This window comes from Paucilactobacillus nenjiangensis (genome assembly GCF_008632615.1).
Taxonomy (GTDB): domain Bacteria; phylum Bacillota; class Bacilli; order Lactobacillales; family Lactobacillaceae; genus Paucilactobacillus; species Paucilactobacillus nenjiangensis.
In genome coordinates this window covers 1,562,928-1,578,032 of record NZ_CP043939.1, presented here as the reverse complement: position 1 = coordinate 1,578,032, position 15,105 = coordinate 1,562,928, and the positions used below count along the sequence as shown (strand labels likewise).

The following is a 15,105-nucleotide window of genomic DNA, read 5'->3' as shown; positions in this document are numbered from 1 at the left end:
AGAATGAATTCAAAAATTTTAGAAATCTTGGAATTTGATAAAGTCAAAGCCAAGGCATTGCCTTATTTGGTTAGTGCTGCTGGTAAGCGAGAACTCGATGACTTAATTCCAGAAACAGAATTAAATAAAGTTGAACTATCCATTAAGGAAACCACAGATGGAGTTAATATTTATCGTTTGACTGGTGGAATCGTGATTCCGCAGTTAGCAGATATTAGTACCCAATTAAAACGGTTAAAGATGGATGCCGTTTTAAACGGTAATGAATTAGCTCAAATTGCGAAGATCCTACGCACCAGTATGTCAGTGAAGGATTTCTTTGCTAAATTACGGGAACAGGATGTCGATATGCACGTGATTGAACATTACGTGGACGATTTAGTGACAATTCCAACAATCACAAAGCAATTAGTGACCGCGATTGAAGGCGATGGCCATATTACCGATGAAGCCTCCACCAAATTACACGGTCTCAGACAACGCATTACTCAAACTGAGGGTGCGATTCGGACGAAGATGGAAGGCTTTACTCGAGGTTCCAATGCTAAATATCTTAGTGACACGATTGTTACGATGCGTAATGATCGATATGTCATTCCGGTTCAAGCTAATTACCGTGGTAAATTCGGCGGTATCGTGCATGATCAAAGTGGTAGTGGTCAAACCCTATTTATTGAACCGCAATCAGTGATTGAATTAAATAATCGGTTACGTCAAGATCAATTAGACGAAAAGCAAGAAGAAATTCGGATTTTAGCTGAGTTGTCAGCTGCGGTAGCACCTTATCGTGTTGATATTGGTAATAATGAACGCATTCTGGGACATTTAGATTTTATTAATGCCAAGGCACAAATGGCCCACAGCATGAAAGCTACACTGCCAATTATTAGTGCAGAGCAATATGTTGATCTAAAACAAGCTCGCCATCCATTAATTGATGCTCAAAAAACCGTTGCCAATGATATTATTATTGGCGAAGATTATCAGATGGTCGTTATTACTGGCCCTAATACGGGTGGGAAGACCATCACAATGAAAACCTTAGGACTAATTCAGTTAATGGGCCAGTCTGGTTTTTACATCCCGGCCCAAGAAGAAAGTTCGATTGGCGTGTTTAGGGAAATCTTCGCTGACATCGGGGATGAACAGTCGTTAGAACAAAACTTGAGTACCTTCTCTTCTCATATGTCTAATATCAAAGCAATTTTGGATCAAGCTGATGATAATTCTTTAGTGTTATTGGATGAAGTCGGTGCAGGGACTGATCCGAAAGAAGGGGCAGCTTTAGCCATGTCAATTTTAGATGACTTGGGTGCTAAAGAAAGTTATGTCCTTGTGACAACCCACTATCCGGAACTAAAAGCTTATGGATTTGACCGTGACAAAACAATTAACGCTAGTATGGAGTTTGATCAAGAAACGCTGCAACCAACGTATAAATTGTTACTTGGCATTCCAGGACGGTCTAACGCGCTTGAAATTGCCAAAAGATTGGGTTTGTCGGATTCGGTTATTTTAGAAGCTAAATCATTAATTTCTGAAGACAGTCAAGACTTAAATGCAATTATCGGTGACTTAGTTAACCAGCGTAAATTGGCTCGAGATCGTTCAGAACAATTGGAACACGATTTGCAAGAAGCCGATGCACTGCAAACGGACTTGACTGCTAAATTCAATCGATTTGAGGCAGAAAAAGCTAAAATGCTTGAAGCCGCTCAAGTTGAAAATAATCATTTAGTCGCCCAATCGCGAAAGCAAGCGGATAAAATTATTGATCGGCTGCGTAAATTAGAATTGGAAGGCAATCAAATTAAAGAAAATCAAATGATTGATGCCAAAGGTGAGTTGAATTCATTAAAAGTTGACGACCAACGCCTTAAAAAGAATAAGGTTCTACAGCGTGAAAAATTGAAACACGATTTAAAAGATGGCGATCCAGTACTTGTTAAATCATACGGGCAATATGGAGATTTAATTCGCAAGTTAGGCAAGCATGAATGGGAAGTACAGCTCGGAATTTTGAAAATGAAAGTTAACGAAACCGATTTGGAAAAATCAAAGCAAGCGAATGTTGCGGCCCAAGAACGAGAACGCGAACCAAAACAGCGAATCACTCGAGCGGTCTCAACTCGAGAAACTTCGGCACGGCTAGATTTACGTGGACATCGATATGATCAAGCAATGTCAGAAGTTGATCAATTCATCGATCATGCCGTTTTGAGTAACCTACCGTCTGTCACGATTGTTCATGGTAAGGGGACAGGGGCACTTCGTAAAGGGACCCAAGAGTACTTACGTAGTAATCCGAGAGTTAAAAGCTTTGAATATGCCGCACCCAATGCTGGTGGAGATGGCGCTACGTTAGTCTTTTTCTAAAGTTACTAATTTTTTGTAAGCAAATATATTTATTTTGAACATGAAATTTGATAGAATGTTATCAAAGAAAGCGAGGAATTGATTATGGCAGTCGTAGATACAACAGATCAAACCTTCGTAGCAGATACTGCGAACGGAGTAACTTTAACTGATTTTTGGGCAACTTGGTGTGGTCCTTGTCGGATGCAATCACCCGTAGTTGAACAACTAGCAGGCGAAATGGATGCAGTCACTTTTAATAAATTAGACGTTGACCAAAACCCAGAAACTGCTCAAAAATTTAACGTCATGAGTATCCCAACCTTGCTCGTTCAAAAGGACGGTCAAGTCGTTGATACTTTAGTTGGCTATCACTCAAAAGAACAATTAGCCAAAATCCTAAATCAATATCTATAATTGATCAATAAAAAAAGAAGAGAACGGATAGAAACCTAGTTTCTGTCTGTTCTCTTCTTTTTAGTCATAAACTACTCTGCTAATGTAATAAAGTTAACTGGGGTTTCATCGGTGATGGGGTTGGAAAAATCATGATAGACGGTAATTTGAACCATTTTTTTCTTTTCAACTTCAATAGATGCTTCCGTCACAGCATTAGTCATAAATTCAACTTGTTGGGCAATTAATCCAGCTTCAAAATTAAAGCTCGCATGCTCCAATTTTGAACGATCCATTATCTCGTCCCCAGTGAGATGCCAGACTTGTTGCTTATTATTTTTTTTGATTAGTTCTAACGTCCCGAGATCTAATTGATTAAACAGTGTACTTAAATTTTCATCAGAAGCCACAGGAAATTGACGAGCAATGTCTTTCCCTGCCCAATATAAAATCCCATCAGTTTCTGCCCCAAGAATTGATGGCAGTAGGACGTCGCGTAACATCATTTGTCCAAAACCCGTTTTGCTATTAATCATTTGATCGTACAAAGATTGTGTCATTAGTCGAACTCCTTTTTTAGCTAAAATTTATTATACATTTTATATTGGAATATGTCAGTTCTTACTGCTATTTTGCTTGAAAAAAAACACAAGTAAGTCGATAATTATAATTTGTAGTTTAAATGAGAAGTGAGGCAAAGACAGTGGATAATCGACCAATAGGAGTTATGGATTCAGGACTAGGTGGGCTCACCTTTGTTAAAGAAATGAGACGGCAAGTACCAAATGAATCAATTATCTTTCTAGGGGATGAGGCCAGATTACCTTATGGAGTTAGGCCCCCAGAAGAAGTATGTCAATTTAGTTATCAAATTGCCCAGTATTTGATGACTTTTGACATTAAAATGTTTGTGATTGCGTGTAATACCGCAACTGCAGCGGCATTACCATATCTACAAGCTCAGTTTGATATCCCAGTCGTGGGTGTGATTAAACCAGGTAGTACAGCGGCAGTCAAAGCAAGCAACAATCAACAAATTGGTGTCATCGCCACTCAAAAAACAATTGAAAGTGCTGCTTATACTCAGCAAATTCATCAAATTAATTCAGATGAAAGAGTAATTGGGTTAGCAGCTCAGGAGTTAGTCACCTTGGTCGAGCAAGATCAAATGGGAACTAAGATGGCGGCCACAGAGATTCAACAAAAACTAACATATTTTGAAGATTATCAAATTGACACTTTAATTCTCGGGTGTACTCATTTTCCGCTGTTAGCTCCTGAAATTAAGGCGGCGATTGGACCTGACGTAAAGTTAATTGATTCTGGCGCCGCAACCGTTGAAATTGTTAATCAGACGCTGCAAAAATTGGATGCAAAAGCCGATGAGAATAATCAAACGTTTTTGAAGTTATTTACGACAGGCTCTGCCATACAATTTGAAAAAGTTGCCACTAAATGGTTAGAGGAAACTCAGTTAGATTTGAATACAGTTGAATTGGGAGAGTGATTGACATGAACGAGATTATTGTCGCAACGAACAATGACGGCAAAGCCAGGGAATACCGAGAGTTGTTTGCACCAATAGGCATTAAAATAAAAACGTTAAAAGATTTTCCTGATTTACCCGAAATTGATGAAACGGGTACGACGTTTGAAGAAAATGCTCTAATTAAAGCGCAGACAGTTTCTAAAGCCACTAATTTGCCCGTTGTGGCAGATGATACTGGACTGATGATTGATGCATTAAATGGCGCTCCTGGGGTATATTCGGCGCGTTATGCTGGTAACCATGATGATCAAGCAAACATAGACAAAGTATTACGCAATTTACAGTCGGTGGATTTACCAGATCGAACTGCTCGTTTCCACACTTCGTTAGTTGCAGTGAAGCCCAACGGTGATCAACTATTGGTCCAAGGTGAAGTTGAAGGTAGTATTTTGACACAACAACGTGGGCATCATGGATTTGGCTATGATTCAATTTTTTTTGTTAACCAGTTTAATAAATCAATGGCCGAGCTAACGGATACGCAAAAGAATGAAATTAGTCATCGTGGAAATGCAATGCGAAACTTAATGACAAACTTTGAAACTTGGTGGAATGAATAATGAAATTATTAGTTGTGAGCGACAATCATGGTGATCGAGATATTTTGGTCAAGTTACAGCAAGAGTATGTGGATAAAATGGATTTAATGATTCACTGTGGAGATTCTGAATTGGCAGTTGACGATGAAATCTTTGACAACATGCCTAGCGTGCTTGGAAATAATGATTGGGGACAACCGTTCCCTGAAAAAAGATTGCTAGAAGTTGCGTCCGAGCGTGTTTTGGTGACTCATGGACATTTATATAATGTCAATTTTAATTTAGATGAGCTAGTTATGTTAGCCAGACGGCGAAATGCCTCAATTATCGCCTATGGACATACTCACCAGTTAGCGGTGACCATGCAAAATGGCAAGCTCTACATTAATCCAGGAAGTATCAGTTTACCTCGGGGTGAATACAGTTATCTGGGTGGGACATATGCGATTATTACGACAAGCAAAACGCAGGTTGACGTGCAGTATTATAACCGTGCAATGGAACCAGTTGAAGATTTACACTTTACTTTTGAAAGAAATATGAAGTGATTTTTAAGTATTTTAAAATGTCAGGGACATTGGTGTTCAATCGGCAGTATTTCAGATACAATGAAATAGTACTGAAAGGAGTCATTCTAAATGATCGATGCGTCAATTGAAGAAATGTTGACTGAGAGAAAACAGAAATTTTTGATTCCAGCCAATATAGTTGCAAATGTGTTAGAAACCAATAATCTCTATCATGCCTTTTTGGTGCTAACTAAGAATCAATACGCCAAAATTATTGTATTAGATAATGATGGTAAATATAAAGGTTTACTGTCACTGTCGATGATTACAGACCAAATGCTTGAAACTGAACGCGTCAATGTTAACAAATTAACTCATATTTTAGTTAAAGATGTTATGCAGACGGATGCGGTGACGGTCTGTGATCCATACGATGTAGAAAATGATTTACGGCTCTTAACGGATAACCCATTTTTACCAGTGGTTGCCGATAATGGTGATTTCACCGGTATTGTCACACGAAGAGAATTATTAAAGGCAGTTAATCGACTTGTTCATAACATCGATGAGCGCTATGATATTACAAAGAAAAATGAAACTATTCAATAAGTGAGGGAAAGCATGGCAAAATTAGACGCACAATCAATTATCAATTATATCGGGAACTCTCCAAAGAAGACTCCAGTGAAGGTTTATGTCCGTGGTAATTTGGATAACCTACAATTTCCAGAAACCATTCGACCATTTGTTGAATCCAAATCCGGAGTGATTTTTGGCGATTGGAAGGATGTCAAAACATTTTTAGCTGAACACGAGACTGAAATTGTGGATTATGAAATTGAAAATGATCGACGCAACTCAGGCGTTCCATTGTTGGATATGAAAGAAATTAATGCGCGAATTGAACCGGGTGCGGTTATTCGAGAACAAGTGTTAATTGGCAATAATGCCGTCATCATGATGGGTGCCCAAATTAATATTGGTGCTGAAATCGGTGATAATACGATGATTGATATGGGAGCCGTGCTTGGTGGTCGTGCACTAGTTGGCCAAAATTGTCATATTGGTGCAGGTACTGTGCTTGCTGGTGTTGTAGAGCCACCTTCGGCTACACCTGTGATTGTTGAAGATGATGTATTGATTGGTGCCAACTGTGTAGTTCTTGAAGGGGTCAAAGTTGGTAAGGGATCTGTTGTCGGTGCTGGTGCCGTGGTAACCCAAGATGTTGCGCCTAACACCGTTGTTGCCGGGGTGCCTGCACGTAAGATTAAAGATATCGACGACAAAACCAAGAGTAAGACAGAATTAATGGATGAACTTCGTAAACTATAAAATTAGATAATAAAGCAAGGGACTGTGACTCAAGACAACTGTTTTGTTCCAGTCCCTTAATAGTAAGGTTGGATAATCATGACATTAAAAAATGAACAGTTACTTTCTATCTATCAGCAATTACATCAAATTCCTGAACTAGGGTTGGAAGAATTTGAAACTCATAAATTTCTGCAAAATGTAATTAGTGCGATGAATCAAGAGTATTTAGAATATCGAACGATCGACTTGTTACCCACTGCACTACTAGTTAAAGTGGAGGGAAAAAAGCATACCAAAAGAATTGGTTATCGGACAGATATCGACGCTTTACCAATTGAAGAAAAAACTGGCTTGACATTTGCTTCGAAAACCAAGGGCCGGATGCATGCATGCGGACACGATATTCATATGACGGTCGCGTTAGGTATCTTGGATTATTTTGCGAGTCATCAACCAGAGTTTGATTTGATTTTTATTTTCCAACCTTCGGAAGAAAATCACAGCGGGGGGATGCAACTTTATAACAGCGGTGTTTTGGATGAATGGATGCCCGATGAAATTTATGCTTTTCATGATAATCCAAATTTGCCAACTGGTGCGATTGGTTCGCTCAATGGCACACTGTTTGCCGGGACTTGTGAGATTCATGCCGACTTTGAAGGCTTAAGTGGCCATGCTGCTTTTCCACATGCTGCAAATGATATGGCCGTCGCAGTCAGTGCTTTTGTCTTACAACTTCAAACGGTAGTCAGTCGCAACGTTGATCCAATTGAAGGTGGAGTGGTTACAATTGGACATGTCGTCGCTGGTGATACTGGTAACGTAATTGCCGGTCACGCGCATGTTGACGGGACGATTCGCTCGTTAACACAAGTGAATAATTTGAATATGCAACGTCGTGTGCGGGTAATTGCTGAAGGAGTTGCCCTCACCTATGGTTGTGAAGTCAAATTGACTTTGCACCAAGGCGGTTATTTGCCCGTTGAAAATAACCATGAAACTACTACTGATTTTATGAACTATATGAGTCAGACTCCTGGAATCAATTTCATCGAAACTAAACCTGCAATGACAGGAGAAGATTTTGGCTTTCTGTTATCGAAAATTCCAGGAACCATGTTTTGGTTAGGGGTCAATAGTCCTTATTCATTACACAGCGAAAAGATGGCGCCTGATACCAACGCCATTGAGCTTGGTATTCAAGCAATGACTGGATATTTAGAACATCGTTTTGAAACGTTAAGCGCAAAGTAGCATGTAACTTCATGTTTAAAATGAAATTAGCTGATTTAATGCAGCAAAAAAGCTCACTGATTTTTACATCAGTGGGCTTTTTGGTTGGGCACCCAAATCAATCTTGGCAGCCCGAATAGCGGTTAAATATTCGGCTAAGAATTGGCTGCGGATGGCATCTTGTTTACCATTTTCTGTGGTCATCGTGACTCGATAAACCATGATATTATTTTTATTTAAGGTTGGTCCAATAATTTTGGGAGCGCTCGAAAGTTCTTTTAAATTAGGTACAAGACGATCATTAACTGACTGAATCTGTGCTTCAATTTTTTCTAAGGGAGCATTGGGTCCGATATATAAATCAACGGTTGCAATCATATTATTTCTCGAAAAATTGCTCACAATGGTGATGTTCCGATTAGGAATGAAGTTCAAAGTTCCGTCAGCACTGGTCACCTGAGTCGTTCGAATCCCGAGTGATGTGACGGTTCCCTTGACCGTACCAAGTTCGACGATATCACCGACATCTAATTGTTGCTCCAATAAAATGAAAAACCCAGTTACTACGTCGCTCACAAATCCCTGTGCACCTAAACCTAAAGCGATACTGAAGATCCCAGCTCCGGCAATCAGAGTTCCAACGGGCACACCGATGGTTGATAACAGTGCATATAAGAAGAAAAAGAAACAAGTATATCTAAAAATATTCAAAGTTAAGGCGTGGATTGTATTGGTGCGGTTGGTGGTAACTACAAAATTACTTTTGACGTACTGTTTGAAAGTGCGATTAATAATAATTCGACCAATCCACAAAACCAACATAAAAATGATTGTAATGAAAATTAAGATAAAAAATTTATTAAAAAATCCAGCAACAAACTTGTCCCAATTAATCGTGGTAAAATAGTTGGTAAAGGTTGAAGCTTGTTTAGTTAGCAGTTTATTCATAAGCTCAGACTTTCTTAAATGATTTGGTTACTCTCTATCTTACCAAAAAATATAGATAGCAACCAGATTAAGCAGGGTTTTAATTGCGGATGTAGTTTGTCAGTGATATCCTTAGTTAAACAACTTTTTGGATGGAGGAATTAATTATGACTTTAGGAGCAGTTGCAGGATTAATTGCAGCCATAGCGTTTTTAATTTTAGCAGTTTTTATTGCAGTCTTTTTGGTTCGGTTAAGCGAAACCTTGAAAGAAGTTAATCGAAGTTTACCAATCATTACCAACGATGTTGATTCAATTAGCCGGGAAACCGAAGTTATTTTGAACAACGCCAATGATTTATTAGAGGATGTAAATCAAAAGGTTTCTACCATTGACCCAGCTTTCCAAGCAGTTGCAGATTTAGGAACATCAGTATCTGATCTGAATGAAGCTACTCGTAATGTTACTGACAAGTTTGCTAGTAACTCAGCAAACATTGGCAAGTTTGGTGTGGCTGCCTCAGTTGGACAAACTGTTGCAACTAAGCTTTGGAAGTTGCGCAAAAAAGCAAAAAATAAATCGAAAGAAAAGTAGAGGTATTTCAAATGAAAAAAGGATTTTTATTAGGATTAACCGTTGGTGGTGTAGCTGCATTTGCTGCATATCAAGCTCTTTCTGAAGAAAAAAAAGAAGAACTGCATGACAAGTTACGCGATACTAAAGATGACTTGAAGGAACAATTCGCGGACTACGCATTATATGCTGAAGACTTAATTGATGATTTAATTGACGATTCAGATTTTTATGGGGACGTGAAAGACAAAGTACAAAGTGCAACTGATCGTTTAGCTGACAAAAAAGAACAAGTTTTAGATAAGTTCAATCAAGATGATTTTGATGAACAAACCGCCTCAATTCGTGAACAGTTAAGTGCTGCTAACGACGATGATGACATTATCATTGATCAGACTGATGAAGATTTGGCTGATGCACAAGCCGATGAGGAACCAACTGATGATCAAGTTGATGAACAGGCAGAAAAAGATAACGGTGAAAAATAAATTTACAAAAAAAGGTCCCTTCAGCAAATTTTGCTGAGGGGATCTTTAAATTTTATCCGAGATATGTTAATTCTTTTGATGTATGAGTAAATGGTTCGCAACCAGTTTCAGTAATGTGAACACAGTCCTCAATTCGAACGCCAGCAACTTCTGGAATATAAATTCCTGGTTCAATTGAAAAACACATGCCGGGTTGAAGAACTAAATCGTTTCCTTCCATGATTGAAGGAAATTCATGCTCGCTCATGCCCATTCCATGTCCAAGACGGTGAATGAAGTAATCACCATAACCAGCCTTGGTGATAATATCTCTAGCAACTTTATCAAGTTCGGCTGCGGTTACACCTGGTTTAGCATAATCTTGGGCAGTCAATTGGGCTTCGAGTGTTACATTATAAATATCTTTTTGCTTATCATTCAATGTACCAACTGCAATGGTTCTGGAAGCATCACTAATATAGCCCTTGTAGATAGTACCTAAATCAAATAAGACCATTTCATTATTGGCGATGGCTTTGGAAGAAGTAGCACCGTGAGGTTCCGCTGCATGGGTGCCAGCTTGAATTAAAGTATCGAAACTCATTTGACTGATACCATGTTGCTTTAAGGCGTATTCCAATTCGGCAGCGACTTGTTGTTCAGTTTTACCGATTTTAACAGCTTCAAATCCAACTTTAAAAGCAAAATCAGCCCATTTACCGGCTTCATTTAATAATTCAATTTCTTCAGCACTTTTAATTAGACGAAAAGCTTGAACGACGGGAGTTAAATCAAAGCTGAGGTCTGCGTCTTGAAATTGTGCTTTCAATGAGCTTGCACGACTAACAGTTAATTGATCTTGCTCAATCCCCCAATTGATGGGGTTATTGTTCCGTTTCTTAATTTGATCAGCAATCATTGAAAAGGGAGCTTCATGATCTAAGTACCCATAAACTGGATATTTCCAACCAGTATCTTTAATTGCTTCTACTTCTAAGGCAGGTGCAAATAAAAATGGTTCATTGTCTGGGAAAATCAGGAGTGCCAATACTCGTTCAATTGGATCGCTGTAAAATCCCGTCAAATAATTGATTGTCATTGGATCGCTAATATAAGCGATATCCAATTTATTATCTGCAACTAATTTTTGTAATTTATCTAACTGACTCATTAACATGACTTCTTTCTTTATGTAATGCCAATATTATAGCATAGGTTGGGTGACTTCAGATTGGATTTCAATTTGCAATTGTGATTTTAATCTGATATATTGATTAAGTTATGAAAACAAGTGAAAACAGACTATAACAGTAAAGAAAGGGCTTAAATAAAAATGGAAAAACAAACCGTTACAATATATGACGTTGCAAGAGAAGCTGCAGTTTCGATGGCAACCGTTTCACGTGTGGTAAATGGGAACCCAAACGTTAAACCAGCGACCCGTCAAAAAGTGCTCGATGTCATTGATCGATTAGATTATCGTCCTAATGCCGTTGCTCGTGGACTAGCTAGCAAGAAAACTACTACCGTTGGAGTGGTCATTCCGGATGTCACTAACGCTTATTTTGCACAATTAGCACTTGGAATTGACGATATTGCTACTATGTACAAGTACAATATCATTTTGGCTAATTCTGATGAAAATGGTAGTAAGGAATTACAAGTGGTTAACACTTTACTGGCCAAGCAAGTGGATGGAATTATTTTCATGGGTAATAAAATTTCAGATGATTTAAAATCTGAATTTACTCGTGCACAGATGCCAGTTGTGATTGCTGGATCAGTTGACGCTAAGCAAGATTTGCCTAGTGTCAGCATTGATTACGCTGCGGCCACAAAAGAAGCAGTCTTAAATCAAATAAACCGTGGCAATAAATCCGTTGCTCTGGTAACTGGACCAATGGATCAATCAATTAACAAAGATTACCGTTTGAAAGGTTACAAAGAAGCCTTGAAAGAAGCCGGAGTTACCTTTGATGAAAAATTAGTGTTTGAAACAGATACGTCATATAACACTGGTTATAATTTATCAGAAAAAATTCAAGCTAACGGAGTATCAGCCGCATTTGTTGGAGACGATGAATTAGCAGCAGGCTTATTAAATGGTTTGACTGATCGTGGTGTCAAAGTACCAGAAGAATTTGAAGTCACGACAACTAACGATACTAAATATACTGAAATTACTCGACCAAAAATGTCTTCAGTTACCCAACCACTGTATGATATTGGGGCCGTTGCAATGCGTTTGTTGACTAAATTGATGAACAATGAAGAAGCAGATGAAGAAAATATTGTGCTTCCTTACGGATTAATCAAGCGTGGTTCAACACGATAAATTTAATATATTGAAAAGTAGGTCAAATTTTGCTAAAATGTTTGACGTATGTTTTAGTACAAGAAAATTAAAAGAAAAGAGGAGTTATTATGTCAGGACATTCAAAATGGCACAATATACAGGGTCGTAAAAACGCGCAAGATGCCAAGCGCGGAAAAATTTTCCAAAAAATTTCCCGTGACTTGTATCAAGCCGCTAAGGGTGGAGATCCTGATCCAGCTAACAACCCTCAACTACGTTTAATCATGGATAAGGCACGTGCTGCCAACATGCCAAAGGATAACGTACAACGTGCAATCGACAAAGCTACTGGTGCCGGTGGTGCAAACTATGCCGAAATTACGTATGAAGGTTATGGGCCAGGTGGCGTTGCTGTGATGGTTTCTGCTTTGACCGACAACAAGAATCGTACTGCAGCTGCTGTTCGTTCAGCATTTACACATGCTGGTGGCGAACTTGGAACTACTGGTTCAGTTGCTTATAACTTTAACCGTCGCGGATACATCGTTATTCTTCGTGAAGAACTAGACACGGATGAAGATACAATGTTGATGGACGCACTTGAAGCCGGAGCAGAAGATATGAATACTGAAGATGCTGCGTTTGAAATTTATACCACGCCTTCAGATTTAGCTGCTGTTCGTGATGCTTTACAAGAAAAAGGTTATGACTTAGATACTGCTGAAGTAACTATGCTTCCAGAAAACACGACTGAAGTTCCAGCTGATAAAACAGCTCAATATCAACGTTTGATTGATGAACTTGAAGAAAATGACGACGTTTCAGATGTTTATGAAGCTGGAGTTATTACAGAAGAATAATCAAAATTAGTAAGTCTCAAAACAAAATTTTTGTTTTGAGGCTTTTTTTGTTGTAATTGCCAATTTTATTTCGTATTTAACTAGTAGAAGGGAGGCAATTATGACAGACGAAGATTTTACAGAGTATTTAACAGAGTGTATCGAAGAACAGGCATCAGACTTATATATTTTGCCAAAGGATAATATGTACCAACTGAGTTATCATTCTAAGCTGCAATTAACCACGTTGGCCGAGGTCAATCGCGAAAAAGGTATTCAAATGATTAACTTCTTTAAATATCGGGCGAATATGGCAGTGAGTGAGCATCGTCGGCCACAAGTGGGGTCACTAAAGTGGCATTCGGAATCAAATTTGGACGAAGAATTGAATTTACGCTTGTCCACGGTTGGAGACTTTAATGGTGATGAATCAATGGTGATTCGATTTATTTACTCACTTGAAAACTTAGACCAGCACGAACTAATTGATGGTCAAATAGAGGCATTGAACCAAATTGGGGCCAAACGTGGCTTGATGTTATTTTCTGGGCCAATGGGTTCAGGCAAAACAACTACGATGTATCAACTTGCCCGTCGCTACAGTCAGCACCAGGTAGTGATGACAATTGAGGATCCAGTTGAAATTGAAGAGGATAATTTTATTCAATTACAAGTTAATCAAAAGGCAAATATGGATTACGAAGAATTACTGAAGGTGGGCTTGAGGCATCGTCCTGAGGTATTTGTGATTGGTGAAATTAGAGATAGTAAAACAGCTAAGATGGCGGTACAAGCTGCCTTGAGTGGCCATCTAGTGATGGCAACCGTTCATGCTAAGAATGTCTATGGAGTAATTCAAAGAATGCAACAATTGGGGATAGAAGATCACTATTTGGCACAAACGTTGAGTGGAATTTGTTATCAGCGATTAATCGCCACTACTGATGATCAAATGGCACCGTTATATGACATTTTAGCCGATGGCCAATTGTCGATGGCATTGAATGAAGCTAATTTAGAGACAGGCATGACAAAAGATTGGGGGCGGCACCTTGCAGACTTGGTTGAAACGGGAAGAATCACGCGGAAAACTGCTCAAACGTTCCAAGCGGGATAAATTATCAACGAATGAACAATCAAAAATGTTTGTGTTAATCAGTGATTTATTAAAAGTTGGGTTTTCCTTACAACAAGCCATTACTTTTTTACAAACGCTGTTGCCAAAGCATGAAAATATTTTGCAACAAGTCGATGAAGGATTGAGCCAAGGTCAATTATTTGCACAAAGTCTGCGGCCATTTATTTCAAAAGATATTTATTACCAATTAGTGATTGCAGAAAAACATGGGGATTTACAAGATTGTATTGAGCGGTTAGGACAATATTTAGCCGTTAGAGTTAAACAAAAAAATACGCTTAAGGGATTATTACAGTACCCGATTATTTTATTAAGTATGTTAGGGGTATTGTTAATTGCACTCAAAATTTTTGTCTTTCCAGAGCTTGAAACGTGGCAAAACCAAGACCAAGCAGTCACGCCCACCAATCATTTATATGTTGTTGGGTTTGCGTTGTGTGGTGTTTTTGCTTTAGCAGCAGCAATCCAGCTATGGCATAAATGGCGACAACAAACCACTAATCAAAAAATTCAATTGATGTGTCGGCTACCAATTATTGGTGAATCATATCGGTTGTACTATGCGTATTATTTGGTCACTAATTTTTCATTACTACTCAGCAATGGCATGGGGATGAAAAGTATTTGTCAAATGTTTGCCAGTTTTGATGAAGATTCTTTGTTACATCAGTTAGGAATTTCGTTAAATCAAATCTTGGCGGAAGGCAATAAACCCGAATTATTATTGAAAGAATATTCTTATTTGCCAATGGAACTAATTATCTTTGTCAACAAAGGTGAAACACCCAAAGAATTAGGAAAACAATTAGAAGCTTTTAGCAATGTGTTGTTTAAGCGTCTGACAAGTTCCATTGAAAAACTTTTAACGATGATTCAACCACTCTTGTTTGGTGTAATTGCGGTGGTGATTGTCTTATTGTACTTAAGCATTATGTTACCTATTTATCACTCAATGAAAGGAATTTATTAAA

17 protein-coding genes are annotated in these 15,105 nt (G+C 38.5%); 14 read left to right on the top strand and 3 right to left on the bottom strand.

Annotated elements, in window-relative coordinates:
• Positions 1-3: 3 nt before the first annotated feature.
• Positions 4-2,376: an endonuclease MutS2 gene (locus F0161_RS08165; RefSeq protein ID WP_150204275.1), complete on the top strand. Its 2,373-nt coding sequence runs from the start codon at positions 4-6 to the stop codon at positions 2,374-2,376.
• A gap of 84 nt (positions 2,377-2,460) precedes the next feature.
• Positions 2,461-2,772: a thioredoxin gene (trxA, locus tag F0161_RS08160; protein ID WP_150204274.1), complete on the top strand. Its 312-nt coding sequence runs from the start codon at positions 2,461-2,463 to the stop codon at positions 2,770-2,772.
• Positions 2,773-2,843: 71 nt separating this feature from the next.
• On the opposite strand, the gene F0161_RS08155 is transcribed toward trxA, so the two are convergent.
• Positions 2,844-3,311: a YslB family protein gene (locus F0161_RS08155; protein WP_150204273.1), complete on the bottom strand. Its 468-nt coding sequence runs from the start codon at positions 3,309-3,311 to the stop codon at positions 2,844-2,846.
• Positions 3,312-3,433: 122 nt separating this feature from the next.
• Here F0161_RS08155 and murI point away from each other — a divergent pair, with 122 nt between their 5' ends.
• The 6 genes from murI (at position 3,434) to F0161_RS08125 (ending at position 7,916) form a co-directional block, all read left to right on the top strand.
• Positions 3,434-4,258, top strand: a complete 825-nt coding sequence (murI, locus tag F0161_RS08150) for a glutamate racemase (protein ID WP_225423103.1) — start codon at positions 3,434-3,436, stop codon at positions 4,256-4,258.
• Positions 4,259-4,263: 5 nt separating this feature from the next.
• Entirely contained in the window at positions 4,264-4,860 is a 597-nt protein-coding gene (locus F0161_RS08145) for an XTP/dITP diphosphatase (protein WP_150204271.1), read from the top strand.
• Positions 4,860-5,387: a metallophosphoesterase gene (locus tag F0161_RS08140; RefSeq protein WP_137602612.1), complete on the top strand. Its 528-nt coding sequence runs from the start codon at positions 4,860-4,862 to the stop codon at positions 5,385-5,387. Before F0161_RS08145 ends, F0161_RS08140 begins: the two co-directional genes overlap by 1 nt.
• A gap of 90 nt (positions 5,388-5,477) precedes the next feature.
• Positions 5,478-5,957 (top strand): cyclic-di-AMP-binding protein CbpB, encoded by a 480-nt coding sequence (gene cbpB, locus F0161_RS08135; protein WP_137602611.1) that lies wholly within the window; start codon positions 5,478-5,480, stop codon positions 5,955-5,957.
• A 12-nt stretch (positions 5,958-5,969) separates the two neighbouring features.
• Positions 5,970-6,680, top strand: coding sequence for a 2,3,4,5-tetrahydropyridine-2,6-dicarboxylate N-acetyltransferase (dapD, locus tag F0161_RS08130; RefSeq protein WP_137602610.1), 711 nt, complete (start codon positions 5,970-5,972; stop codon positions 6,678-6,680).
• A gap of 78 nt (positions 6,681-6,758) precedes the next feature.
• Positions 6,759-7,916, top strand: a complete 1,158-nt coding sequence (locus tag F0161_RS08125) for an N-acetyldiaminopimelate deacetylase (protein ID WP_150204270.1) — start codon at positions 6,759-6,761, stop codon at positions 7,914-7,916.
• A 63-nt stretch (positions 7,917-7,979) separates the two neighbouring features.
• Here the strand turns inward: F0161_RS08125 and F0161_RS08120 are convergent, their stop codons facing one another.
• A complete protein-coding gene (locus F0161_RS08120) occupies positions 7,980-8,843 on the bottom strand; it encodes a mechanosensitive ion channel family protein (protein WP_137602608.1) in 864 nt (287 codons plus the stop codon).
• 146 nt (positions 8,844-8,989) lie between these two features.
• On the opposite strand from F0161_RS08120, the gene F0161_RS08115 reads away from it, so the two are divergent.
• Both F0161_RS08115 and F0161_RS08110 read left to right on the top strand, forming a co-directional pair.
• A complete protein-coding gene (locus F0161_RS08115) occupies positions 8,990-9,415 on the top strand; it encodes a DUF948 domain-containing protein (RefSeq protein ID WP_137602607.1) in 426 nt (141 codons plus the stop codon).
• Positions 9,416-9,426: 11 nt separating this feature from the next.
• A complete protein-coding gene (locus tag F0161_RS08110; protein ID WP_137602606.1) occupies positions 9,427-9,882 on the top strand; it encodes a hypothetical protein in 456 nt (151 codons plus the stop codon).
• A 52-nt stretch (positions 9,883-9,934) separates the two neighbouring features.
• On the opposite strand, the gene F0161_RS08105 is transcribed toward F0161_RS08110, so the two are convergent.
• Complete coding sequence (locus tag F0161_RS08105) at positions 9,935-11,032, bottom strand: M24 family metallopeptidase (protein WP_150204269.1); 1,098 nt, start codon at positions 11,030-11,032, stop codon at positions 9,935-9,937.
• Positions 11,033-11,194: 162 nt separating this feature from the next.
• Here F0161_RS08105 and ccpA point away from each other — a divergent pair, with 162 nt between their 5' ends.
• The 4 genes from ccpA (at position 11,195) to comGB (ending at position 15,104) form a co-directional block, all read left to right on the top strand.
• Positions 11,195-12,196, top strand: coding sequence for a catabolite control protein A (ccpA, locus tag F0161_RS08100; RefSeq protein ID WP_150204268.1), 1,002 nt, complete (start codon positions 11,195-11,197; stop codon positions 12,194-12,196).
• A gap of 89 nt (positions 12,197-12,285) precedes the next feature.
• Positions 12,286-13,017 carry a YebC/PmpR family DNA-binding transcriptional regulator gene (locus F0161_RS08095; RefSeq protein ID WP_137602527.1) on the top strand — a complete coding sequence of 244 codons (732 nt, stop codon included), beginning with the start codon at positions 12,286-12,288 and terminating at the stop codon, positions 13,015-13,017.
• A 100-nt stretch (positions 13,018-13,117) separates the two neighbouring features.
• On the top strand, positions 13,118-14,113 hold the full coding sequence (comGA, locus tag F0161_RS08090; protein WP_137602526.1) for a competence type IV pilus ATPase ComGA: 996 nt from the start codon (positions 13,118-13,120) through the stop codon (positions 14,111-14,113).
• The gene (gene comGB, locus F0161_RS08085) at positions 14,049-15,104 is read left to right on the top strand and encodes a competence type IV pilus assembly protein ComGB (protein WP_150204267.1); all 1,056 of its coding nucleotides are present in this window, start codon (positions 14,049-14,051) and stop codon (positions 15,102-15,104) included. Before comGA ends, comGB begins: the two co-directional genes overlap by 65 nt.
• Position 15,105 lies beyond the last annotated feature (1 nt).

Bases quoted from the DNA above. Each gene is read 5' to 3' on its own strand.
- F0161_RS08120 (WP_137602608.1), bottom strand. From the start codon at position 8,843: ATGAATAAACTGCTAACTAAACAAGCTTCAACCTTTACCAACTATTTT.
- ccpA (WP_150204268.1), top strand. From the start codon at position 11,195: ATGGAAAAACAAACCGTTACAATATATGACGTTGCAAGAGAAGCTGCA.
- comGA (WP_137602526.1), top strand. From the start codon at position 13,118: ATGACAGACGAAGATTTTACAGAGTATTTAACAGAGTGTATCGAAGAA.
- F0161_RS08155 (WP_150204273.1), bottom strand. From the start codon at position 3,311: ATGACACAATCTTTGTACGATCAAATGATTAATAGCAAAACGGGTTTT.
- F0161_RS08145 (WP_150204271.1), top strand. From the start codon at position 4,264: ATGAACGAGATTATTGTCGCAACGAACAATGACGGCAAAGCCAGGGAA.
- dapD (WP_137602610.1), top strand. From the start codon at position 5,970: ATGGCAAAATTAGACGCACAATCAATTATCAATTATATCGGGAACTCT.
- F0161_RS08140 (WP_137602612.1), top strand. From the start codon at position 4,860: ATGAAATTATTAGTTGTGAGCGACAATCATGGTGATCGAGATATTTTG.
- F0161_RS08125 (WP_150204270.1), top strand. From the start codon at position 6,759: ATGACATTAAAAAATGAACAGTTACTTTCTATCTATCAGCAATTACAT.
- F0161_RS08115 (WP_137602607.1), top strand. From the start codon at position 8,990: ATGACTTTAGGAGCAGTTGCAGGATTAATTGCAGCCATAGCGTTTTTA.
- F0161_RS08095 (WP_137602527.1), top strand. From the start codon at position 12,286: ATGTCAGGACATTCAAAATGGCACAATATACAGGGTCGTAAAAACGCG.
- F0161_RS08165 (WP_150204275.1), top strand. From the start codon at position 4: ATGAATTCAAAAATTTTAGAAATCTTGGAATTTGATAAAGTCAAAGCC.
- F0161_RS08110 (WP_137602606.1), top strand. From the start codon at position 9,427: ATGAAAAAAGGATTTTTATTAGGATTAACCGTTGGTGGTGTAGCTGCA.
- murI (WP_225423103.1), top strand. From the start codon at position 3,434: ATGAGAAGTGAGGCAAAGACAGTGGATAATCGACCAATAGGAGTTATG.
- F0161_RS08105 (WP_150204269.1), bottom strand. From the start codon at position 11,032: ATGAGTCAGTTAGATAAATTACAAAAATTAGTTGCAGATAATAAATTG.
- trxA (WP_150204274.1), top strand. From the start codon at position 2,461: ATGGCAGTCGTAGATACAACAGATCAAACCTTCGTAGCAGATACTGCG.
- cbpB (WP_137602611.1), top strand. From the start codon at position 5,478: ATGATCGATGCGTCAATTGAAGAAATGTTGACTGAGAGAAAACAGAAA.